The organism is Enterobacter sp. RHBSTW-00975 (genome assembly GCF_013615235.1).
Lineage (GTDB): Bacteria > Pseudomonadota > Gammaproteobacteria > Enterobacterales > Enterobacteriaceae > Enterobacter > Enterobacter ludwigii.
Genome location: NZ_CP055883.1, coordinates 3,925,387 through 3,948,544 on the forward strand (window position 1 = coordinate 3,925,387; position 23,158 = coordinate 3,948,544).

The following is a 23,158-nucleotide window of genomic DNA, read 5'->3' on the forward strand; positions in this document are numbered from 1 at the left end:
TCGGAAAATTCTTTTACAGGGCCTGCTGTGCAAGGGATCACAAGTTTTCGGCAAACCGGGTATCCGCGCGAAAAAAGATGATATATTGGCAATCTTTGCTGCTACCTCGCGTGATAGTTATGAAAGTATCGTTTCAGATTAAGCTGTTTATTTCGCTGGTCGCCTTTTTCTCAGTACTTTTTGCGTTACTGGGCGGATATTATTACGTCGATGTCGGCAAGCAGCTTTATCAGGAAATGAGCGCACGTGCCAAAATACAGGCGGAAGAGATCGCACTTATTCCCTCATTACGTGATGAGGTTGAACAAAAAGATATCAAAGCCATCCATGATTTTATGCAGAAAATTGCCGCTCACAGTGACGCCAGCTTTATTGTGATTGGAGATAATAAAGGTCTGCATCTTTTTCATTCGGTCTTTGCCGACAGAGTGGGCAAGACGCTTATCGGTGGAGACAATGAGGAGGTCCTGCAGGGAAAAAGCACCACCACCATCCGCAAAGGGGGGTTGGGTATTTCGCTGCGCAGCAAAGCGCCCATCTTCAACGATGCGGGGCAAGTGGTGGGGATTGTCTCGGTGGGTTATCTCACCAGCTACCTTGATACCATTACCGTCAGCAAAGTGGTCAATATCCTGCTGGCCGCCGTGCTGCTGTTGATTGCGCTCTTTATCTTCTCCTGGTTCTTTACCCGCAGTATCAAGAAGCAGATCTTCTCCCTGGAGCCACGGGAAATCGGCCTGCTGGTGCGCCAGCAAAAGGCGATGATGGAGTCTATCTATGAAGGGGTGATCGCCATTGATGATGAGTTGCGCATCGAGGTGATCAACCAGGCGGCGCGCAAGCTGCTTGGCCTGAGCCAGCCAGCCCGTGAACTGCGCGGGCAGCTGATTAGCCAGGTTATCGACCCTGTCCCGTTCTTCTCGACGCAGACGATGCTGGCGAAAGATACCCATGATGAAATTTGCCGTTTTAACACCCTCACGGTGATTGCCAGCCGGGTGCGCATCATGCTTGAGGATTCGCTGCAGGGCTGGGTGATCACCTTTCGCGATCGGAATGAAATTGACTCGCTTAGCGCCCAGCTCAGCCAGGTTAAACGCTATGTCGATAACCTGCGCATCATGCGTCATGAGCAGTTGAACCGTATGACCACTCTGTCCGGCCTGCTGCACATGGGCCGCTATGAAGAGGCGATTGGCTATATTCAGGCGCAGTCGGAACATGCTCAGGAGCTGCTGGACTTTATCTCTTCCCGCTTCAACTCCCCGACCCTGTGTGGCCTGCTGCTGGGTAAAGCCGCCCGCGCGCGGGAGAAAGGGGTCGAGCTCAGTTTTGACCCGGCCTGCCGGCTGGACAGGCCGTTCCCGTCGCTGGCTGAAGAAGAGCTGATCTCAATCATCGGCAACCTGCTGGATAACGCCATCGAAGCGACGCAGCGCTCACCGCTTCCCCATGCACCGGTCGAAGTGCTGATCAAACTGAGCGAGCAGGAGCTGATTATCGAAGTGGCCGACCAGGGCGTTGGCATCAAACCGGAGATCCGTGACAGGATATTTGAACGCGGCATCACCACCAAAACACGCGGCGATCACGGGATTGGCCTGTATCTGATCGAAAGCTATGTTACGCAGGCTGGCGGCGCGATAGAAATTGCCGATAACACCCCGCGCGGCGCCATTTTCTCACTGTTTATTCCCGCCCGGCGTCCCGCCCAGCAACTGGAAGATACCGACTATGCAACATGAACTTATCGACGTATTGATTGTTGAAGACGAGAACGAACTGGCGCAACTGCACGCGGAACTTATCGGTAAACATCCGCGCCTGAGGCTGGTAGGGATCGCCTCGTCTCTCGCTGCCGCCCAGGTCCAGCTTGAAAGCAAGCAGCCGCAGCTTATGCTGCTGGATAACTATTTGCCGGACGGTAAAGGGATCACACTGATCAATGACCCCATGCTCACCCGCGCCAACTGTTCGGTAATTTTCATTACTGCTGCCAGCGACATGGACACCTGCAGCCAGGCCATCCGAAATGGCGCCTTTGATTACATCCTGAAGCCGGTCTCCTGGAAACGCCTCAGCCAGTCGCTTGAACGCTTTGTGCAGTTTGCCGAACAACAGCGGGTCTGGAAGATTGTCGACCAGCAGAACGTCGACTCGCTCTACCAGCTGCAGGCGAAAAACTACCGTCTGGATAACGGCAGCAAAGGCATTGAGGAGAATACGCTGGCACGGGTGCAGGCGTTGTTTAACGACAAGGCGACACACTGTTTTTCCGTCGACGAGGTCGTGCAGGAGACAGGATTAAGTAAAACCACCACCCGACGCTATCTTGAGCACTGCGTGGAGGCGGGGTTTCTGAGCGTAGAGATGTTGTACGGGAAGATTGGGCATCCGCGGAGGATGTATAAGAGAAGTGCGGTGTGAGCCCTGACCCTCTCTTTTGGGAGAGGGCCGGGATTACTGATGACGGCGGCTATGACAAAACATACCCGTACAGTCGCTTAATCCCATCGGGATCCTTTTCGCTGTAAACGCCCTGCAGCTCCGGCGAGAAGCCTGGCAGCAGGTTGATGCCCTCCTCCAGCGCCAGGAAGTAACGCTGTACCGACCCACCCCAGATTTCACCCGGCACCACGCACAGTACGCCAGGGGGATACGGCAGCGCGCCCTCGGCGGCAATGCGTCCGCCGGCATCACGAATGCGCACCAACTCCACCTTCCCGCGAATATACGCCTGATTCGCATCCTGCGGATTCATCGCCCGTTCTGGCAAACTCTCTTTACGGAACATTGCCTTCTGCAGATCTTTCACGTCAAAGCTCACGTAGAGATCGTGCATCTCCTGGCAGAGCTGGCGAAGGGTGTAATCGCGATACCGTACCGGGTATTTCTGGTAGATGGTCGGCAGGACGTCAGCGAGCGGCGTATCGTCTTCAATATGCTGTTCAAACTGACCCAGCATCGCCACCAGCTGCGCCAGCTTCTCACTGCTTTCGGCAGGCGTCAGCAGGAAGAGGATCGAGTTGAGATCGCACTTCTCCGGCACAATGCCGTTTTCACGCAGGTAGTGCGCAAGAATGGTCGCCGGAATGCCAAACTCGGTATATTCCCCGGTTTCCGCATCAATACCCGGCGTGGTCAGCAGCAGCTTGCACGGATCGACGAAATACTGCTCGCTGGCATAGCCTTCAAACCCGTGCCATTTAGCCCCCGGCTCAAAGCTGAAGAAGCGGCGCTCGCTGGCGATGGCGTGAGTGGGATGATCCTGCCACGGACGCCCGGCCACCATCGGCGGAATAAACGGTTTGATCATATGGCAGTTGGCAATGATCGCCTTGCGGGCCTCAATGCCCAGCTCAACACACTCCGCCCAAAGCCGGCGCCCGCTCTCCCCTTCATGGATTTTCGCGTTCACATCAAGAGCTGCAAACAGCGGATAGAACGGACTGGTCGAGGCATGGAGCATGAACGCATTGTTGAGGCGCTTGTGCGGACAGAAACGCGCCTGGCCGCGAATGTGATTATCCTTTTTATGGATCTGCGAAGTCTGCGAGAACCCGGCCTGCTGTTTATGCACCGACTGCGTCACGAAAATGCCCGGATCGTTCTCGTTCAGATCCAGTAACAGCGGAGAGGTTTCCGCCATCATCGGAATAAACTGCTCGTAGCCCACCCAGGCCGAATCAAACAGGATGTAGTCACAAAGATGGCCGATCTTGTCGATCACCTGACGGGCGTTGTAGATCGTGCCATCGTAGGTACCAAGCTGAATGATCGCCAGACGAAACGGGCGTTTCTCCATGGCCTTTTCCGGCGCAACTTCACGGATCTGATTTCGCAGGTACGCGTCGTCAAAGCACTGCGCGTCAATCCCGCCAATAAAACCAAACGGGTTACGCGCCGCTTCAAGATAAACCGGCGTGGCACCCGCCTGGATCAGCGCACCGTGGTGGTTGGACTTATGGTTGTTGCGATCGAACAGCACCAGGTCACCGCGGGTCAGCAGCGCATTGGTGACCACCTTATTTGCAGCGGAGGTGCCGTTCAGCACAAAGTAGGTTTTATCAGCATTAAAGACTTTTGCCGCGAACTTCTGGGCATGCTTGGCGGAGCCTTCGTGGATCAGCAGATCGCCCAGTTTCACATCGGCATTGCACATATCGGCGCGAAATACGTTCTCACCGAAGAATTCATAGAACTGCCGCCCCGCAGGGTGTTTTTTAAAAAATGCACCGTGCTGGTGTCCCGGACAGGCAAAAGTACTGTTGCCCATCGCCACGTACTGGCTCAGGGTGTCAAAAAATGGCGGCAACAGATTCTCTTCATACCGGCTGGCCGCCGTCTCCAGTTCCAGAAACTCCTGAGCTTTACCTGATATCACTGCCGTTGCGCCATCAGGAACGTCTGACGGCTCTTGCGAGTAAATAAACACCGGAAGCTGAAAGCCCGTGCGTTTAAGCAATGCCAGAACGCCGCTGCAACTTTCCGCGGGGGTAATGACGACTGCCGCCACATCCGTAAAATCAGTGTTATCCAGCGTCACCTTTTCGCGGTGCGTAGACACAGTAGAGACCAGCTCGCGGCTGACGGCGATTTTCATGGTTTTCATAAGTGCAGTTACCCTCACCGAACGGTGAGACAGGAGTAGATAATATCGATACGGGTGAGCGTTCGCGCAGCGACAGACAACATCATCATTGGCGGCTCCGTACACAGGAAGGAGAAATTTCGCGCAATCATGTCACCTTTTATTTTGAGGTGCAAGAAGCAATCAGTATGCGTTAACCCGCCTAAACCTAAGCTTAACAGGCCCCTGGCGTGTCATAATCCTGCAATACCCATGATTAACTAACAGGAGTTCACGGTGGTTATCGGACCCTTTATCAATGCCGGTGCCGTATTGCTGGGCGGCGTACTTGGCGCCGTATTAAGTCAACGGTTGCCGGAGCGTATTCGCTCTTCCATGCCCTCAATATTCGGCCTGGCCTCGTTAGGTATCGGCATTTTACTGGTGATCAAGTGCGCCAACCTGCCGGTGATGGTGCTTGCTACCCTGCTCGGCGCGCTCATTGGCGAGTTCTGCTATCTGGAAAAGGGTATTAACAGTGCGGTCAGCAAAGCCAAAAACCTGATTGCCCACCCGGGCAAGGCGAAAAACGGCACTCACGAGTCGTTTATTCAGAACTACGTCGCGATAATTATTCTTTTTTGCGCCAGCGGCACAGGCATTTTCGGTTCAATGCAGGAAGGCATGACTGGCGACCCCAGCATATTGATTGCGAAGGCGTTTCTTGATTTCTTCACGGCCACCATTTTCGCCACGACCCTCGGCATCGCCGTCGCCGCGATTTGCGTGCCCATGCTGCTTATCCAGCTGGCCCTCGCTACCTGCGCCACACTGATCCTTCCTCTCACCACGCCGGCGATGATGGCCGACTTCACCGCCGTCGGTGGCCTGCTGCTGCTGGCGACAGGGCTGCGGATATGCGGAATAAAGATGTTTGCGGTGGTGAATATGCTGCCCGCGTTGTTGATTGCAATGCCGCTATCCGCGCTCTGGACGCACTTTTTTGCTTAAGTTTACGGCGAACTGGTGAGAGAGTGTGCAGTCCGTTACGAAAACAACAAATTTCGTTGACGGCAGAGGGCATATCAGGTTTAATGCGCCCCGTTGCCCGGATAGCTCAGTCGGTAGAGCAGGGGATTGAAAATCCCCGTGTCCTTGGTTCGATTCCGAGTCCGGGCACCACTCTTCAGAAAACCCGCCCTCGTGGCGGGTTTTTGCTTTTGGGGTAAAGCAAAGCTAGGGATCGTTCCCATCCGAATCCAGCAGTTTATTTTTAAAGATAAACAAACAAGCCTCGTTGAAGTTCTCTGCCCCCAGCCGTTCTGAAAGCGCGGTCCGTTTACGGTAGAGGCTTTTAATCGACGTATTCAGTTCCTGTGCCACCTCTTCCATCGCCATGCCAGCCCTGAGCAACCGCAGCATAATGGCTTCATGCGTGCTCAGCCGTAAGTTCAGCAGCCACTTTGTTGTCAGACGTTTGCCCTTCATGTTGAGCACCAGGTTGAATAACGACGCCATATCGGGTGCCGTGAGCGACGTGTTCATAAACAACTTCATGCTGAGCAGATTCTCCTCGCGATGCCGCATATCGAGCATAACGCAGCAGATTGTTTTTTTCGTTCTGGCCGGATGGCGTATCAGGTAATCATATAAACGCAGCGGTGCACGGCTATCAATCAATACAGAATATTCATCTGCGCCGTTATCAAATATCTTTCTGTCAATGGAGTCCAGCAGGATTATATCCGGAAAAAATATCCTCATCCCCCTGACAAGGTAGCGATCCTGTGTCACTAACACTATTGAAGTTGCCACTAACCATCCCTTTTAGATTAAAGCAAGAACGACCCTTCGGAAAGAAGTCCGCCTTCGTTTTATAGCGCTTTTATATTAACGATAAATGTATTCTGGCTTTGATTGACCCTCAATTCGCACATTCATTGATACGCCTTCCCATAGACTATCATTCAATGGCTGCCATTAATTATAAGTAAAAAACAATCTCAGAAAAGTCACTTTTATGGATATTAAGAATTTTTGTCATGAAACTTCCCAAACATGCACCGGAAAGTACTTTAATTCACGCCAATAAGGCACATTAAAAATATAAACAAATTTGTCACAAAATAAATAAAAACCAATAAAATCATAATTTTACAAATATAAACTCATTTCAAAATAATCGCTCAGGACAGCTCATTACAGAATTATCTCAAAACAACCACCCTGCTTTTCAACATATTTATCTGCCAACATATCGGGTGTACATTACCAGCCACTTAGCCCTGACCATAAGGACCCATAATTACCTTTAAGTAAGTACCCCATAACGTAACTGCATTCAGATTAAACGTTCTCATTTATGGCCTTTAACCCCGTGCTTAAAGGCGGCCGTGTTATGCAATGGATTTATGATAAACAAATGGCAAATAGATATGGAAAGATCACTTCGCTTCAATACGTTATTCTTTTACCGCACTCCCGCTTTATTGTTTCTGTTATTACTTTTCCCCTTTCTGGTTCAGGCAGCAGAATCAGTATATGAACAACAGATTCAGCAGGCGCGTAACGGTAATTACGCTCCTTTTCTGCAATATCTTCAGCGTTATCAGCAGCAACATGCCCTGACGCCTGAGCAGGTTGCGGACTGGTTGCAGGTGGCGTCCTGGGCGGGTCGTGATGACGACGTTATTCAGGTCTGGCTGCGTTACAAGGTCTATATGGCTCTTCCTGCCCGTGGCGTGGCTGCTGCTGCTCAGGCAAGGCGAAACCAAAAGGCGTGGCAACCTGCGTTAATGCTCTGGAAGGAGGCGTGTAACCTTGCACCGGATAACGACGATTATCGCATCGGCTACATCAAAACCCTCGCCGACGCCCGCATGGATACACTGGCTCTGCAGGAAGCCCGGCAACGGGTGGCGGAAAAGCCCTCTCTGGCTCACCTCCAGACGCTCTCTTATGTCTATTCACGTCAGGGGAAAAACCAGGAGCGGCTTTTGGCAGACATCCGTGCGTTGAATAGTGCGCCAGCGGATGACGCCCTTCGTACTGAGTTGATTGATGCGTTAACAGACAACCGGGCCGACACGCCTGCCCTGCGGCTTTCACAAACGGTGACGCTGCCCCCCGCGCAACGCCGCCGTCTGGCACTCAACGCCGCCGCTGAAATGGTACGCCTTGCCGATGTGCCTGCCCGTACTGAAACAGAGCGTTTGCGGCTCGCGCAAGCGGCGCTGAACCGCTATGACGAACTGCTGTCCCGCTGGCAAAACGAACCTCAGGCAGCGGAGGACGTTATCCGGGCCCGTGTCGATCGGCTTGGCGCGCTTCACGCCCACGGTGATTATCCACAGGTCATCAGGGAATATCAGGCGTTAACGTCGGCTCAGCATCCCGTGCCGACCTGGGCAATTGGCTGGGTTATCTCCGCGTATCTGGAGGAGAAAAATGCCGATGCCGCCCTCTCGCTTCTCAAACGTTATCCAGACTATGCGCCGGATCCGCAGGACGACGATCATGCGCTTTTCTACACCTGGCTGGATACCGGGCAGTATCAGGCCGCTCGCCAGTATGTTGAGAAGATAACCCGTAACACGCCCTGGACCCGCTACGATTTCGGTTCGCCAACCCCGCAACCCAACGATCAATGGCTCATCGGGCAGTCGCTCACCTTTAACTATTTGCTGATGACCAATGCCCTTCCGCAAGCCGAAAAGCTGGCGCAACGTCTGGCTGCGTCAGCGCCGGGAAATCAGGGATTACAGATTGATTACGCCACCTTACTTCAGGCGCGGGGTCTGCCGCGGGCGGCGGAGCAAAAGCTCAAAATGGCCGAGACGCTGGAGCCATCCAATATCGAGCTCGAACGGCAGCAGGCCTACGTCGCAATGGATCTGCAGGAGTGGCGACAGATGGATTTACTGGCCGATGACGTTATCGCCCGCGCGCCTGTCGACGGGAGCGCCCGACGTCTGGACAGGCTCAGAAACGTCCATCACCTGTCCGAACTGCGTCTGAACGCGGGCAAAGGACTGCACTCTGATAACCCCGTCAGCGGCACACACGATCTGAGCTGGGATGCCACGCTCTACGGTCCGCCCGTCGCGGATAACTGGCGGCTGTTTGGTGGAACCCGATTTGCGCAGGGCAATTTTGACGAAGGCAAAGGCAGCAGCCGCCACCTGTTTGCCGGCATCGAATGGCGGCCTCGCGACCTTCTGGTCGAAGCAGAACTCTCCGGTAACCATTATCACGGTGCAAACAAGCCCGGTGCTCGCCTCTCGGCGGCGTACAGCCTGAACGATAGCTGGCAGGTGGGTGGAAACCTCGAACGTCTTTCACGCACGACGCCTTTACGGGCACTGCGTAATGGCGTCAGCGCAAACCGGGGAGAAGGCTGGGTCCGCTGGTATCAAAACGAACGCCGTGAGTACCAGTTTAACGCCTCTGCCAGCCACTTTTCCGACCATAACCGCCGCCAGGAGTTCGCCCTTACGGGTAAAGAGCGGCTGTGGCAGACACCCACCCTGACGCTGGATCTCGAACCGGGTATATCAGCGAGTACCAACACCCTGCGGGACACGCTCTATTACAACCCGGAGCGGGATCTGTCCGTAACGGCGGCCCTGTCCGTCGATCATCAGATGTACCGCCATTACGACACGCTCTGGAGCCAGCAGGTCGTTCTCGGAGGTGGGGAATACTGGCAGAAAAATCAGCCCGCTGGCGCCATCGCCCTGCTGGGTTACGGGCAGCGCATTCAATGGAACAACGTCATTGATAGCGGCGTGATGCTGAACTGGGACAAGCGCCCTTTCGACGGTAAACGAGAAAGCAATCTCTCCGTCACGTTTGATGCGAATTTACGCTTTTAAGGATGAATATGCTGAACAAACGTTTTTCTGTGAGCCTGATAATTATCGGCTGGTTATGCCTCAGCGCGAGCGTCTGCGCTCAGGCCCTCCCGTTTATGTCCCCCCAGGAACGGCCACAGCCTGAGGCGAGTAAACCCTGGCCAAAGAACCATTTTTTGGTTCTGGCCTACCATGACGTTGAAGATGATGCAGCCGATCAGCGCTACCTGTCCGTTCGTACCAGCGCCCTAAACGAGCAGATCGGCTGGCTTGTGCATCACGGTTATCACGCCATTAGCGTGCAGGATATTCTGGATGCGCATGAGGGCAAAAAAACGCTGCCGCCCAGAGCCTATTTACTCAGTTTTGATGATGGCTACAGCAGTTTCTACACCCGCGTCTGGCCACTCCTTCAGGCCTGGAACGTCCCTGCGCTGTGGGCACCGGTGGGCAGTTGGGTAGATACGCCAGCGAATCAGCAGGTCAATTTCGGCGGACTGATGACGCCCCGCGAGCGCTTTGCAACCTGGGATATGGTGCGGGAGCTAAGCCAGTCTCCGCTGGTTGAGATTGGCTCGCATACCTGGGCTTCGCATTACGGCATACCGGCTAACCCACAGGGAAGCCGTGAACCCGCCATCGCCAACCGCTTTTACGATAAAGCGACGGGGCGTTATGAAACCGATCGGCAGTTCAACCAGCGGATCGCTGATGACGTGCGCAAAGTTACCGATAAAATTACCCGGGTGACGGGAAAAGCGCCCCGCGCCTGGGTCTGGCCCTATGGCGCCGCGAACGGCACATCGCTCGCCATCGCCAGAAAGCAGGGTTATCAACTGGCCTTTACCCTTGAAGACGGGCTGGCAGATGTGCGCGATCTCGGCAATATTCCGCGTCTTTTGATTTCCGGAAATCCCTCGCTCAAATCCTTTGCCAGCACGGTCAGCCAGATTCAGGAGGCCGATCCCGTGCGCGTCATGCATGTCGATCTCGATTATGTCTACGATCCCGATCCGGCCCAGCAAACCAACAACATCAACAAACTTGTCCAGCGGGTTTACGACATGAAAATCAGTCATGTTTTCCTGCAGGCGTTTTCCGATCCGCTGGGCGATGGCACGATCAAAGCGCTCTACTTCCCTAACAGCCGGCTTCCGGTGCGCGCCGATCTGTTTAATTTTGTCGCCTGGCAGCTGCAAACCCGCGCAGGCGTAAAAGTCTATGCGTGGATGCCGGTGCTCTCTTTCGATCTCTCACCCGCACTCCCGCGGGTACAGCGCTGGGATCGTCAAACGGGCCAATTGCACGAGGCTACCGACCCCTACATCCGCCTCTCCCCGTGGAACCCCGAGGTTCGTCAGCAGGTCACGGAAATCTATGAAGATCTTGCCCGCTACGCCAGCTTCAATGGGATCTTATTTCACGACGATGCGGTGCTGACAGACTTTGAAGATGCCGGCCCGGATGCCCTGCGCGCCTGGAATAACCGCAGCATCGCCGCGATGCAACACGATCCGGCCGCCCTTCACGCCTGGAGTCGCTTTAAAAGTCAGACGCTCATCGGCTTTACCCGCAGCCTTAGCCAGGCGGTGAAAAACATACGCGGCCCGCAGATTAAAACCGCACGGAATATGTTCGCCCTGCCCATCCTGCAGCCCGAGAGCGAAGCGTGGTTTGCACAAAATCTGGATGATTTTCTGATGACCTACGACTGGACGGTTCCGATGGCTATGCCGCTGATGGAATCCGTTCCGGCCGAGGAAAGCGATGCCTGGCTCACGCGGTTGATCGCCGCCGTTGCCGCACGGCCCGGTGCGCTCAATAAAACCATTTTCGAGCTACAGGCCCGGGACTGGGAGCAGAAACCTCAACGTGCCGTGCCCGACACGCGTCTGGCGCAGTGGATGCGCGTACTCCAGCTGAACGGCATCAAAAATTATGGTTACTACCCCGACGATTTCATCAACAACCAACCTGATATTTCACGCATCAGGCCTGAATTCTCTTCGTACTGGTACCCTGACAATGACTGATCGCATTATCGCATTCTCTATTTTATGCCTGGTATTCGGGTTGCCTCTGGGCGTGGCTGCCCTCTTTACCGGAGAACTGATTCTGGATTTTGTCTTCTTCTGGCCACTGTTCATGTCCGTGCTCTGGATAACCGGGGGACTCTATTTCTGGTTTCAGCTTGAACGGCACTGGTCATGGGATAAGCAGACGCCTGCTCCGACGTTAGACGGCGATCCGTTAATTTCAATCCTGATCCCGTGTTTCAACGAGGAAAGAAATGCCCGGGAGACCATTAGTGCCGCGCTGGATCAGCGCTACCCCCATATCGAAGTTATCGCGATCAACGATGGTTCTTCTGACAACACCGCAGAGGTGCTGCAGCAGCTGGCGCAGGAACAGCCGCGCCTGCGCGTCATTCACCTCGCAGAAAACCAGGGGAAGGCGGTGGCGCTTAAGGCCGGCGCGGCGGCAGCGCGCGGCGATCTGCTGGTCTGTATTGATGGCGACGCCCTGCTCGATCGTGATACCGCAGCCTATCTGGTGGAGCCGCTGATTAAGTATCCCCACGTCGGGGCCGTCACCGGAAACCCGCGTATTCGCACACGATCAACGCTGATTGGCCGTATTCAGGTAGGCGAGTTCTCGTCGATTATTGGTCTCATCAAACGGACGCAGCGGATCTACGGCAGGGTCTTTACCGTCTCCGGGGTTATTGCGGCCTTTCGCCGACAGGCGCTGGCAGATGTGGGGTACTGGAGCCCGGATATGATCACCGAAGATATCGACATCAGCTGGAAGCTTCAGCTTCGACACTGGGATATCTTTTTTGAGCCGCGGGCGCTGTGCTGGATCCTGATGCCAGAGACGTTAAAAGGTCTGTGGAAACAGCGTTTACGCTGGGCTCAGGGCGGTGCAGAGGTCTTTCTGGTTAACCTTCGCAAGATCGTGCGCTGGGAACATCATCGCATGTGGCCGCTGTTTTTAGAGTACGCGTTGTCAACGCTGTGGGCATTCGCCTATGCGGTGACCGTGTTGCTTTTCATTGTCAGCCATATCATTACGTTACCCACAAACCTGACCGTCGAGAGCCTGTTTCCTCCTGAATTTACCGGGTTGCTTCTGGGGGTCATGTGTCTGATGCAATTCCTCGTCAGTTTGTATATCGAGCGGCGCTATGAAAGAAACGTGGCGAGTTCACTTTTCTGGGTGATCTGGTTCCCGATGGTGTACTGGATGATTGGTCTGTTCACCACCCTCGTCGCCTTTCCAAAAGTCATGCTTAAACGCCAGCGTGCACGTGCGCGCTGGATCAGTCCGGACCGGGGAAAAGGAAGCATTCAATGAACGAAAATACGCTAATTCTGACTGAACATCGGCTATTGCCCCGTCTTTTTGATGCGGTGCTGACGCTGCTGGCATGGGGAGGTTTTCTGTTTTTCCTCTATGCCAATCTGTGGATGCAGGTAACCGAGGAGAGCAACTACCGCTGGGGCATTATTATTGCCTCGTTTAATACGGTGCTGATCTATTTGCTGATCGCCGCGCTTAACGGCTGGTTGCTCATTCTGTGGTATCAGTACAATCGTCGTCGCGCCCAGGTAAGGCGGCGGCGTCCCGATGCCTGGCGTCACGATGAGCTGGCGAGAAGCTTTAACGTTCCCCCACAAATCATTTCAGAGATGAGTCAGTACAATTTGCTGACGGTCTATCATGACCAGATCGGCCGCATCATTGACCTGAAGATAAGTCAGCAGCACGACGAGCATCCCTGAGCCGCCGGAAAACGAAAAACACCCGCAAGGAACACTTGCGGGTGTGTGTTGACAGCCGGAACGGCTTACTTGTCTTTCACCACAATCAACGGTTCGATGTCGCTCTCTTTCTTCACCACCAGCGAATCATCCCCACGCAGACAGGTGCCGCCGTAGTTACCGCCCACGGTAAACGTACAGACCTGGATATGCTTGCCATCCACCTTCGGCAGGCACCACAGCTGCTGGTAGATATTTTTGCGATCGACAAACTTGCCGCTCGATTTATCCAGCACTTCATCCCCGGCGCTAATCAGATCGATATTGCTGCCGCAGCGTCCGGCAATCGGTTTGATGGCGTAACCGGTTTGTTTCAGCAGGTCGTTAACCTCGAAATCGGTATCGAGCAGATAACGGTGATTCGGGAACAGCTGCCAGAGCACCGGGAGGATCGCCTTGTTGCCGGGAATAACCGTCCACAGCGGTTCGAACACCAGCACTTCCGGACGCAGCAGGACGTCAATCAGCCGTACGTCACCCGCCGGATGCCCTGTGCGGATCGGCACGGCGGCGTATTCGGTTTCGCTCACCTCGCGGATCTGCTCTATCGCCGTCTCCCACGCCCAGGTTTTCCACACGCAGTTAACGTGACGGCCTTCGTCGTCAATCAGTTGCCCGGCCGCATCCCAGCTGAGAGCGTTAAGCCCATGCAGAATTTTGGTTTCAAACCCGGCCTGCAGCAGAGAGCGCTGAATAAAGAGCGCGTGATAATCCTCTTCGACGTCATTGTCCTGCATGATGTGCACGAACGGACGCGCATGGCTGTGCTTCCACGCGCCGGTAAGTTCTTCCAGCAAACCTTCCGCCGGATTGTGGCCGTTACCGCGATAACCGTTCTTCACCCACTCTTCGAGGATTAATCCCCCTTCCGTGTGGCAGGAGGCAGAATCGGCGTTGTACTCGTAAACCTTGATGCCACGCTCATCCATACAGAAATCCATACGACCGGTGATCATATGGTGACGACGCCACTGCCATGAGAGGCGCAGACGCGGCCAGAGGATTTTAGGGATGTCAAAAAGCGCCAGTAAGTTATCGTCCTTCAGCACTTTGTCGGTCGCGTGCAGGTACATCAGGTGCAGTTCATTGGTCGCTTTGATCAGCTCCTGCTCGGCACTTTCGGTAATGGTAAAATACTGGCAGGGATCTTTATTGATAAAGTGGCCGTTTGCGCGGACATACGCCTGCTGCAGGGCGTCGTTTTCGTTGAGCCATTTCCCGTCAAACTGACGTTTATTCTTCAGCCGCGCACCGCTGATTTTCAGCAGTTCACCGTCGAGTTCCGGCTGCGGGATGCTGTGCTCCGTGTCGTCCGTCTGGATCATCCAGCCGAGAATTTCGGTATCGTCAAAGGTGTCATGCAGCGTGTAAGTACCGTTCTCAACGGTCATTCGCAGCTCGCGCGTCCACTGCTGCCCGAGCGGGAGCGGAGAGTGAACAACGTTCTGCTCGGCAATGCGCACCTTATCGTCTAACAGTTGCGCGATCACGGCAACGTGGCCGGTCTCATGAAACTCCCCGCCCTTTTGCCAGATAAGCAACGCCCCGGCCTGCGGCGCACGTTTCGACCCATTAGCAAAGGCCTGAAGCGGCAGGATGTTATCGTTCACGACCTGGCGCAAAAAGCGCAGAGAGAAGATCTCCCACGCCATACCGACGTCGGTGAAAACACATCCATAATTGAGGAACAGAAAACGGCGGGCGAACTCAACACACTGCCACTTGTGGCCCATGTATTCATTGCCAATATAGCTGCGAAAATCCGCGTCTTCCGGATAACGACGCGGATCGAGACTGCCGTAGTTTGAAGAGTAAATCGCCACGCCACCCGGCGCATAACCTAATAACGTCCCGAATGGCGCGTCACTGCTTAACTTTCCTTTACGCATGTATCCAACCTAAGACGGGCAGGCGGCAATGTTGAAAGGGTTGTCGTCGTCTGCACGTTGTAATTAACCTGACAGAGGTGGGATTTATCATACACCCGTTCCGCTGTCTGTGTAGTGTGGCGCGAAGGGGAAATGTATTGCGCTCAGTTCGCTAAACCCTCCTATGAACTCCTGCTACACTCCCTCAACACATCACAAAAAAGGCAGGCCAACATGTCAGACGAAAATACCTATCAGCCACCCAAAGTGTGGGAATGGAAAAAGAACGGCGGCGGCGCGTTCGCCAATATTAACCGTCCGATATCCGGTGCGACGCATGAGAAAGAGTTACCCGTGGGTTCGCATCCGCTGCAGCTCTATTCTCTGGGCACACCAAACGGGCAGAAAGTGACCATCATGCTGGAAGAGCTTCTGGCGCTTGGCGTGACGGGTGCCGAGTACGATGCATGGTTGATTCGCATTGGTGAAGGCGACCAGTTCTCCAGCGGCTTTGTTGAAGTGAACCCGAACTCGAAAATTCCGGCGCTGCGTGACCACTCCACGACACCGCCCACGCGCGTATTTGAATCCGGCAGCATCCTGCTCTATCTGGCAGAGAAGTTCGGCCATTTCCTGCCAAAAGATCCGGCGGGACGTACGGAAACCCTGAACTGGCTGTTCTGGCTGCAGGGCGCGGCCCCGTTCCTCGGCGGCGGTTTCGGCCACTTCTATAACTACGCACCGGTGAAGATTGAGTACGCGATTGACCGCTTCACGATGGAAGCCAAACGCCTGTTCGACGTGCTGGATAAACAGCTGGCGCGTAGCCGCTACGTGGCCGGTGAAGAGTACACCATCGCCGATATGGCGGTCTGGCCGTGGTTCGGCTGCGTGGCGCTGGGTAGCGTGTATAACGCCGCCGAGTTCCTCGACGCTGAGAAGTACACCAACGTTCAGCGCTGGGCGAAAGATGTGGCACACCGCCCTGCCGTGAAGCGCGGGCGTATCGTTAACCGCACCAGCGGCGAGCTCAACGAGCAGCTCCACGAACGCCACGCGGCGAGCGACTTCGAGACCCATACGGAAGACAAGCGTCAGGCGTAATGCTCTGCCGGGCGGACCACCGCCCGGCAACAGGGATCCCTGCCAGGGGCATGATTTGCTTAAGGGTTGAGCCGGTATTACTGGCACTATGCGGACGTTTTTCTCAGATCAGATGACGAGAAAAACGGACTCAACCGACAGCAGTCACAAAGGATTTGTTATGAAATTGATGAAAACAGCGCTGATTATCAGCACCCTGATCTTTTCCACTTCTGGTATGGCGATAGATAAAACCGCCGCCGGTGCAGTGGCCGGTGCGGCAATTGGCGCAGCCACGGGCAAAGATTTGAAATCCACGGTAGGCGGTGCGGTCGTTGGCGCGGGTACCGGTGCGATGTTCAAAAACGGCGACAAAGGTAAAGCTGCGCGTAAAGGCGGTGCGGTGGGTGCCGTGGTGGGTGCAGGTGCTGCGGCGGTAACAGGCAACAGCGTACTGAAAGGGGCCGCCGTCGGTGCCGGCTCTGGCGCACTGATTGGTGAAGCCACCCACTGATAAGCGGCGGGCGGCGCTCCGTTTGGCTCGCCTGCATTTAACCGAAAAAAAGGCCGCACACGGCGGCCTTTTAGCAGTGTTTATGCCGAGAGGCGGAATTTCTGCACCGACCGCTGGAGCTCTTCGGTCTGACGTTCAAGCGCGGAGGCCGCTGCCGAGACCTCTTCCACAAGCGAGGCGTTTTGCTGTGTCACGCCATCCATTTGCGTGATAGCAATACCCACCTGCGAAATCCCCTTACTTTGCTCCTCAGAGGCAGACGCGATTTGCTTCATGATGGTCGTCACTTCCGTCACATCACGCAAAATGGCATCCATGGTGGTGCCCGTGTCGCCCACCAGCTTTGCGCCCTGCTCTACGCGGGAAACGGAATCGGTAATCAATCCCTCAATTTCTTTTGCCGCGTTGGCGCTGCGGCTTGCCAGGTTACGCACCTCGCCGGCCACGACGGCAAACCCACGTCCCTGCTCGCCCGCGCGCGCCGCTTCCACGGCAGCGTTGAGCGCCAGGATATTGGTCTGGAAGGCAATGCTGTTGATCACATTGGTGATTTCAGCAATCTTCTTCGAGCTCTCAGAAATACCGCTCATGGTGGTCACCACCTCTTCCACCAGCGAGCCGCCGCGGCTGGCCGTTGTTGACGCCACATCCGCCAGCTGGCTGGCCTGACGCGCACTTTCCGCGTTCAGCTTCACGGTGGCGGTCAGCTGTTCCATGCTGGCCGCCGTCTCTTCCAGTGCGGCAGCCTGCTCTTCGGTACGGGACGAGAGATCGTTATTACCGCTGGAGATTTCCGTCGCGCCGCGCCAGATATTCTCGCTGCCGGAGCGAATAGAGCTCACCGCTTCTCGCAGGCTATCCTGCATCGCGCTCAGCAGGGGAACCAGTTGCCCCACGCAGTTGCGACCGAACGGTTCAATCGGTTGACTGAGATCGCCCTGGGCAATCTGGCGTAACTGCTGGCGAATGCGAGCCAGCGGTTTTACCAGCATCGCCACCAGGTAACGGTCGGTGAAGAGCAGGATTAACAGGCCAATAATCGTGGCGGTGATAATCACCGTGCGGGTCATGCTGGTCAGGCTGTCCACGACCACTCGGGTGCTGTCGAGTGCCCGGGCGGCCGCGTTGTTAAAGTTCTCCGCAGCAGCACCAAACGCACGACTCAGCGGAGGGGTGATGTTATTCGCCTGCTGACGGTAGCCCTCCAGAGAGGACTGCTTCGCCTGCTGCATTTGCGGCGTTACGCCCTGCTCAAGCAAAGCCTGCCAGCTACCGATCACCTGAGCTGAAACTTGCTCATCCATCGGTCCTGGTGAGATTGCCTTCATCTCAGCCAGTTTCTTCCCCATATTGTCCAGCGCCTGCTGGGCAGGGGCCAGGTCCGGTGTGCCGCCCGCGGCTTTCACTTCCATCGCGCGACTCAACCGGGTTACAAAGCGAAAATACTGATCGTTACCCTGACTGAGTATGGTCATCTGTTTGACCAGCTGGCGATCCACCTCATTGCCCTCTGATACCCGTGACAGAGACCAGGTGCTGTAAAGCCCTACGCCCGCCCACATTAAACAAAAGATCCCGAGAATCGTCAGCATGACGAAACGGATCGTGAAATTACGCAACATATTCATAAGTCTTCCTTGCCGTGAGGGTGAATTCGCCCAGAGGCGAGTACTACTTTCGTTATCGGCAGAGAAAGCGGAAATTATAACCTTTTGTGATTATTTTTGATTAGCACGACTTCACAGGTAGCACAGCAGAAGTTAATCATTCCCGGCTGTCAGGCATGTCATCGCTTATCAACAGGATTTGTGATTTGATAAGCACAGAATGAAAACGTTGTTTCGAAAATTCATCGACAAGAAAGGAGACATCATGTCCTGGCACCCTTACCCCGCCCGCTACGAAAATATGCAGTACCGCTACTGCGGAAAAAGCGGCCTGCGCCTGCCGGCGCTGTCGCTTGGTCTGTGGCATAGTTTCGGCCACGTACAGCCTCTCGACTCTCAGCGGGCGCTGTTGCATAAAGCCTTCGACCTCGGCATTACCCATTTCGATCTTGCCAACAACTACGGCCCGCCGGCGGGAAGCGCGGAAGAAAACATGGGTCGTCTGCTGCGGGAAGATTTTGCCGCGTATCGCGATGAACTAATCATCTCAACCAAAGCAGGCTATGACATGTGGCCGGGGCCGTATGGGTCGGGCGGGTCGCGCAAATACCTGCTCGCCAGCCTCGATCAGAGCCTCAAGCGCATGGGGCTGGAGTATGTGGATATTTTCTATTCTCACCGCGTGGATGAAAATACGCCGATGGAAGAGACCGCCGCTGCGCTGGCCCAGGCCGTGCAGAGCGGTAAAGCGCTGTATGTCGGTATCTCCTCCTACTCCACGGAGCGCACCCAGAAAATGGCGGACCTGTTGCGTGAGTGGAAGATCCCGCTGCTTATCCACCAGCCGTCCTACAATCTGCTCAACCGCTGGGTCGATCACACCGGCCTGCTGGATACGCTTGAGAAAAACGGGGCGGGTTGCATTGCGTTTACGCCGCTGGCGCAGGGTCTGCTGACCGGAAAATACCTGAACGGTATTCCTGAAGATTCTCGTATGCAGCGTGAAGGCAAGAAGGTGCGCGGTCTGACGGAAAACATGCTGACTGAAGCCAACCTGAACAGCCTGCGTTTACTGAATGAGATGGCACAGGCCCGTGGTCAGACGATGGCGCAAATGGCACTGAGCTGGCTGCTGAAGGATGAACGCGTGACGTCCGTACTGATTGGTGCGAGCCGTCCGGAGCAGATCGAAGAGAACGTGCAGGCCCTGAATAACCTGCGCTTTAGCGACGATGAGCTGAAAAGGATTGACCAGCATGTTGCGGATGGGGAATTGAATTTGTGGCAGGCGTCGTCGGATAAATAGCGCGGTCTGTCGCGCTCACGTCACCCCTCTCCCTTGGGAAGAGGGGTGGAAAATTACTTCTTACTGATCTTATCCAGATACCCCATCACGAACGCAGACAGCACAAACGTCAGATGGATAATCACATACCACATCAGTTTGTTGTCCGGGACATTCTTGGCGTCCATGAATACGCGTAACAGGTGGATAGATGAGATCGCCACAATCGACGCGGCCACTTTATTCTTCAGCGACGAGGCATCCATTTTGCCCAGCCAGTTGAGCTTCTCTTTGCGCTCGTCGATATCGAGCTGAGAGACAAAGTTCTCATAGCCGGAGAACATCACCATCACCAGTAATCCGCCCACCAGCGTCATATCCACCAGCGAAAGCAGAACCAGAATCAAATCTGCTTCGGCAATGGAAAAGATGTTCGGCAGAACATGCAAGATTTCCTGGAAAAACTTAATCGTCAGCGCAATCAGCGCCAGCGAAAGGCCAAAATAGACGGGTGCCAGTATCCAGCGAGAGGCGTACATCGCGTTTTCAAAGAAGCGTTCCATAAAGTCCTGTCTGCAAACGAAACCAGCGCCCAGTATATCTCAACGGCGCTGACTGTTTGCAACAACTCACTCGTTGTACGTTCAGACATTGTCAGGATTAACGTCCGGGCGCGCGTACTCCGGCCAGACCAGCACCACCAGTTCCGGATACGCCTCCAGGCTGAACTCACGAAAACACTGGCGCAGGTTTAATACGTCCAGATCGGAACAGGAGACCTTCTCACCGTTAAGGCAACGCTTTTTGATATTGTCATAATATTTATACACCGCGGAATTCAGGTCGCTGCAGCGGCGCTGCGCTTCAAACAACCCAGGCGTGTCATTAATTTCCGACATTTTCATTCGCTTAATTGTCGCGTGCAAAAAGTCGATATATTCATGGTTCACCCGCCAGTACCAAACCGGTGTAACCGAGTTCATCAATACGGAGAAATGGTCTTCACCTTCCTCTTTTGTCATCAGTTCAGGTAGCGGAGGTTCACTGGCGTCTTTCGACACTTGCGTTTTATTGAACTCCTGCATCAATAAAAGAACACCAGCGGTCAGTAATAGTAATGTGATGACCGTAAAAAAAATGCTGTTCATGGGTAGGCTCCATTTTTTTTGATTTTAAAATTGCCTCATGATATTGTCAACGAATCTCACGCCTTTACCAACCCCACCCTGTTGTAATTAAAGGAAATTAAAATGCTGCCCGACTACCTCGTCCCGGCTAAGTACCACATTGCGCCTGTGGAACAGCAAACGACGGAAGCAGAAAAAGAGGCTAATTTCACTCAGGGGAAAAGAAAGCTCTCTGATTACGAGTCTGACATATTAATAGGCGTTTCTCGCACCGGTAAATCCCGTAATATGTTACTGGAAGAGCACGACCGTCATATAAAGGACCGGTTATTTCGCGCCGTTAAAATAGAAGCCTTTGTCCACCTGCTGAATGACCTGCAGGCCGAAGGTGAAATAGATGCCCAGAAACTAAGTCAAATAATCGCGGAAAAAACCAAAGAAATAAACGAAGCCGGCAATGAAATTTGGCTTAATCTAATTACGCGTGAAACCAACAACCCTATTTTTTATAACCTGGGGGAAGAGTAACGTGAAAGAAATTAAAGATAACGACGTTTATTTGGCTTTAGATAACAAAAAAAGTGATGAATTTATCTTAAAGCAAAATCTCGATGCACTGCGAAACACAAAAAATGCCGAGATGACGCGAATAACTCAGGACCTGGTATCGATCCCGGCGACGCTGGTACGCCTGAAATGGCATAATCGCCGCGAGATTTATCCTCTGCAGGTGAAGGAAGAGATATACGGCGCGGTGATGAATACCCTCATCGAACAGCGGCCTGAGCTGAAAGAGAAGCTTCTCGGGCGTCTGGAGGCCAATTATCAGTATCTGCTCGCCAGAGAAGTGGCCACCCTGCGTCTGACGCGCAAACTGTCTGACGGCGAGTACCGCACGTCAAACGTCACCTGCGTTGCGCTTGATGAAGACGCGCTGGCGTCCCACGCGCCTGCACCTGCGTCCACTGAGACAAAAAACTGATCGCCCGACACGCATAAAAAAAGCCGGCTTTCGCCAGCTTCTTTGTTATTTCGCGGCCGCTTTCTCTTCGCCGACCAGCCCAATCTTGAGATAACCCGCCTGATGCAGCGTGTCCATTACCTTCATCATGGTTTCGTAATCGACGGTTTTATCCGCGCGGAAGAAGACCGTGGTGTCTTTCTTGCCGCCGGTGAGCTGATCCAGCGCCGGGATAACAGACTGATCCGTCACCGGGTCGTTGCCGAGGAACATCGATTTATCCGCTTTCACCGACAAATAGACAGGTTTCTCAGGACGCGGCTGCGGCTGGCTGGAAGAGGCAGGAAGATTCACCTTCACGTCGACCGTCGCCAGCGGCGCAGCCACCATGAAGATAATCAGCAGAACCAGCATGACGTCGATAAACGGCGTCACGTTGATTTCATGCATTTCGCCGTTATCGTCCAGATTTTCGTTAAGACGCATCGCCATACAATCAACCTACGCGCAGTTTAGACGCCGCATGCACCGGTTTAACGGAGCTGGCATTGAGGTCAAGATCGCGGCTTTGCAGCAGCAGCACCTGCGCGGCGACGTCACCGAGCGTGGCTTTATAGTTGCCAATCATACGCGCGAAGATGTTATAGATGACGACCGCCGGAATGGCCGCGACCAGACCGATTGCAGTCGCCAGCAGCGCTTCGGCAATCCCTGGCGCAACCACCGCCAGGTTGGTGGTCTGCGTCTGCGCAATGCCGATAAAGCTGTTCATGATGCCCCAGACCGTACCGAACAGACCGATAAACGGTGAGATCGCCCCGATAGTGGCCAGATAACCGTTACCGCGGCCCATATGGCGGCCAACGGCAGCAACGCGACGCTCCAGGCGGAAGCCGGTACGTTCTTTAATGCCTTCGTTATCTTCACTGCCTGCGGAGAGTTCCAGCTCGTTCTGTGCTTCGTTGACTAACAGGGTGGTCAGGCTTTTTCCATGGAAGGATGAGGTCATGTCTAAGGCCTGATCCAGGGAGCGGGCTTCAGCCAGTTGCTGTTGCTCCCGCTTGAGGCGACGCTTCTGCGACAGCAGTTCGACGCTCTTACTGAAGAAGATAGCCCAGGTGATCACGGACGCCAGAACCAGGCCGATCATCACAATCTTAACCACGATGTCAGCATGATGATACATGCCCCAGACGGAGAGATCCGTCTGCATCAAATTATTACCCACTCTGTATCTCCAGGACGCAAATCACAAAATCTGACCGTAATAATATCAAAACGTCGTCGAATTGATAGTAGTTCTCATTAGTATTTACATACTGCCGTAATTTTCGTTCACTTTCCTTGCGCTTACGCAGTAAAAATTTCTTATGCGTATTTTTGCTAATATTTTCTGCTTATTCGATAAGCCCCCGGGTGCAGATTTTTACAATCGTGGTAGTCTGGACGTCCAGACGTATAAAAAC

At 54.2% G+C, this 23,158-nt stretch carries 20 protein-coding genes and 1 tRNA gene; 13 read left to right on the forward strand and 8 right to left on the reverse strand.

Going from position 1 to position 23,158, the window contains the following annotated elements; genetic code table 11:
* The first annotated feature begins 119 nt into the window (after positions 1-119).
* Both HV340_RS18890 and HV340_RS18895 read left to right on the forward strand, forming a co-directional pair.
* Positions 120-1,745 (forward strand): sensor histidine kinase, encoded by a 1,626-nt coding sequence (locus HV340_RS18890; protein WP_160890523.1) that lies wholly within the window; start codon positions 120-122, stop codon positions 1,743-1,745.
* The gene (locus HV340_RS18895; RefSeq protein WP_014171591.1) at positions 1,735-2,427 is read left to right on the forward strand and encodes a response regulator; all 693 of its coding nucleotides are present in this window, start codon (positions 1,735-1,737) and stop codon (positions 2,425-2,427) included. The genes HV340_RS18890 and HV340_RS18895 overlap by 11 nt, the downstream gene beginning before the upstream one ends.
* A 49-nt stretch (positions 2,428-2,476) precedes the next feature.
* Here the strand turns inward: HV340_RS18895 and HV340_RS18900 are convergent, their stop codons facing one another.
* Positions 2,477-4,612 carry an ornithine decarboxylase gene (locus tag HV340_RS18900; protein ID WP_104440369.1) on the reverse strand — a complete coding sequence of 712 codons (2,136 nt, stop codon included), beginning with the start codon at positions 4,610-4,612 and terminating at the stop codon, positions 2,477-2,479.
* 255 nt (positions 4,613-4,867) lie between these two features.
* Between HV340_RS18900 and HV340_RS18905 the strand changes: the two genes are divergently transcribed.
* Positions 4,868-5,581 (forward strand): DUF554 domain-containing protein, encoded by a 714-nt coding sequence (locus tag HV340_RS18905; protein ID WP_014171594.1) that lies wholly within the window; start codon positions 4,868-4,870, stop codon positions 5,579-5,581.
* Between the two features lie 95 nt (positions 5,582-5,676).
* Positions 5,677-5,752 (forward strand) — tRNA-Phe (locus HV340_RS18910).
* Positions 5,753-5,806: 54 nt separating this feature from the next.
* Here the strand turns inward: HV340_RS18910 and HV340_RS18915 are convergent.
* Positions 5,807-6,334, reverse strand: a complete 528-nt coding sequence (locus HV340_RS18915) for a LuxR C-terminal-related transcriptional regulator (RefSeq protein ID WP_044857798.1) — start codon at positions 6,332-6,334, stop codon at positions 5,807-5,809.
* A 671-nt stretch (positions 6,335-7,005) separates the two neighbouring features.
* Between HV340_RS18915 and pgaA the strand changes: the two genes are divergently transcribed.
* The 4 genes from pgaA to pgaD are packed head-to-tail and all read left to right on the forward strand — an operon-like array spanning position 7,006 to position 13,208.
* Complete coding sequence (gene pgaA, locus HV340_RS18920; protein WP_181216174.1) at positions 7,006-9,444, forward strand: poly-beta-1,6 N-acetyl-D-glucosamine export porin PgaA; 2,439 nt, start codon at positions 7,006-7,008, stop codon at positions 9,442-9,444.
* Between the two features lie 8 nt (positions 9,445-9,452).
* Positions 9,453-11,456, forward strand: a complete 2,004-nt coding sequence (gene pgaB, locus HV340_RS18925; RefSeq protein ID WP_181216175.1) for a poly-beta-1,6-N-acetyl-D-glucosamine N-deacetylase PgaB — start codon at positions 9,453-9,455, stop codon at positions 11,454-11,456.
* Complete coding sequence (gene pgaC, locus HV340_RS18930) at positions 11,449-12,780, forward strand: poly-beta-1,6-N-acetyl-D-glucosamine synthase (RefSeq protein ID WP_032678962.1); 1,332 nt, start codon at positions 11,449-11,451, stop codon at positions 12,778-12,780. The genes pgaB and pgaC overlap by 8 nt, the downstream gene beginning before the upstream one ends.
* Positions 12,777-13,208 carry a poly-beta-1,6-N-acetyl-D-glucosamine biosynthesis protein PgaD gene (gene pgaD / locus HV340_RS18935; protein WP_014171599.1) on the forward strand — a complete coding sequence of 144 codons (432 nt, stop codon included), beginning with the start codon at positions 12,777-12,779 and terminating at the stop codon, positions 13,206-13,208. The genes pgaC and pgaD overlap by 4 nt, the downstream gene beginning before the upstream one ends.
* 65 nt (positions 13,209-13,273) lie before the next feature.
* On the opposite strand, the gene gss is transcribed toward pgaD, so the two are convergent.
* Positions 13,274-15,136 (reverse strand): bifunctional glutathionylspermidine amidase/synthase, encoded by a 1,863-nt coding sequence (gene gss / locus HV340_RS18940; RefSeq protein ID WP_063925589.1) that lies wholly within the window; start codon positions 15,134-15,136, stop codon positions 13,274-13,276.
* A 213-nt stretch (positions 15,137-15,349) separates the two neighbouring features.
* Here gss and yghU point away from each other — a divergent pair, with 213 nt between their 5' ends.
* Both yghU and HV340_RS18950 read left to right on the forward strand, forming a co-directional pair.
* Positions 15,350-16,219 (forward strand): glutathione-dependent disulfide-bond oxidoreductase, encoded by an 870-nt coding sequence (gene yghU / locus HV340_RS18945; RefSeq protein ID WP_032678965.1) that lies wholly within the window; start codon positions 15,350-15,352, stop codon positions 16,217-16,219.
* Between the two features lie 160 nt (positions 16,220-16,379).
* Complete coding sequence (locus HV340_RS18950; protein WP_020883667.1) at positions 16,380-16,712, forward strand: glycine zipper domain-containing protein; 333 nt, start codon at positions 16,380-16,382, stop codon at positions 16,710-16,712.
* Positions 16,713-16,792: 80 nt separating this feature from the next.
* Here HV340_RS18950 and HV340_RS18955 read toward each other — a convergent pair whose 3' ends face one another.
* Complete coding sequence (locus tag HV340_RS18955; protein WP_181216176.1) at positions 16,793-18,340, reverse strand: methyl-accepting chemotaxis protein; 1,548 nt, start codon at positions 18,338-18,340, stop codon at positions 16,793-16,795.
* A 244-nt stretch (positions 18,341-18,584) separates the two neighbouring features.
* On the opposite strand from HV340_RS18955, the gene HV340_RS18960 reads away from it, so the two are divergent.
* Positions 18,585-19,625 carry an aldo/keto reductase gene (locus HV340_RS18960; protein WP_032680300.1) on the forward strand — a complete coding sequence of 347 codons (1,041 nt, stop codon included), beginning with the start codon at positions 18,585-18,587 and terminating at the stop codon, positions 19,623-19,625.
* A gap of 53 nt (positions 19,626-19,678) precedes the next feature.
* On the opposite strand, the gene HV340_RS18965 is transcribed toward HV340_RS18960, so the two are convergent.
* Both HV340_RS18965 and HV340_RS18970 read right to left on the reverse strand, forming a co-directional pair.
* Entirely contained in the window at positions 19,679-20,167 is a 489-nt protein-coding gene (locus tag HV340_RS18965) for a TIGR00645 family protein (protein ID WP_014171606.1), read from the reverse strand.
* Between the two features lie 81 nt (positions 20,168-20,248).
* A complete protein-coding gene (locus HV340_RS18970) occupies positions 20,249-20,752 on the reverse strand; it encodes a hypothetical protein (RefSeq protein WP_020883663.1) in 504 nt (167 codons plus the stop codon).
* 102 nt (positions 20,753-20,854) lie between these two features.
* On the opposite strand from HV340_RS18970, the gene HV340_RS18975 reads away from it, so the two are divergent.
* Positions 20,855-21,259: a hypothetical protein gene (locus HV340_RS18975; RefSeq protein ID WP_020883662.1), complete on the forward strand. Its 405-nt coding sequence runs from the start codon at positions 20,855-20,857 to the stop codon at positions 21,257-21,259.
* Between the two features lies 1 nt (position 21,260).
* Positions 21,261-21,713, forward strand: coding sequence for a hypothetical protein (locus tag HV340_RS18980; protein ID WP_020883661.1), 453 nt, complete (start codon positions 21,261-21,263; stop codon positions 21,711-21,713).
* 45 nt (positions 21,714-21,758) lie between these two features.
* On the opposite strand, the gene exbD is transcribed toward HV340_RS18980, so the two are convergent.
* Together exbD and exbB are read right to left on the reverse strand one after the other, a co-directional pair.
* Positions 21,759-22,184: a TonB system transport protein ExbD gene (gene exbD, locus HV340_RS18985; protein WP_014171610.1), complete on the reverse strand. Its 426-nt coding sequence runs from the start codon at positions 22,182-22,184 to the stop codon at positions 21,759-21,761.
* A 4-nt stretch (positions 22,185-22,188) separates the two neighbouring features.
* Complete coding sequence (gene exbB, locus HV340_RS18990) at positions 22,189-22,920, reverse strand: tol-pal system-associated acyl-CoA thioesterase (protein WP_014171611.1); 732 nt, start codon at positions 22,918-22,920, stop codon at positions 22,189-22,191.
* Positions 22,921-23,158 lie beyond the last annotated feature (238 nt).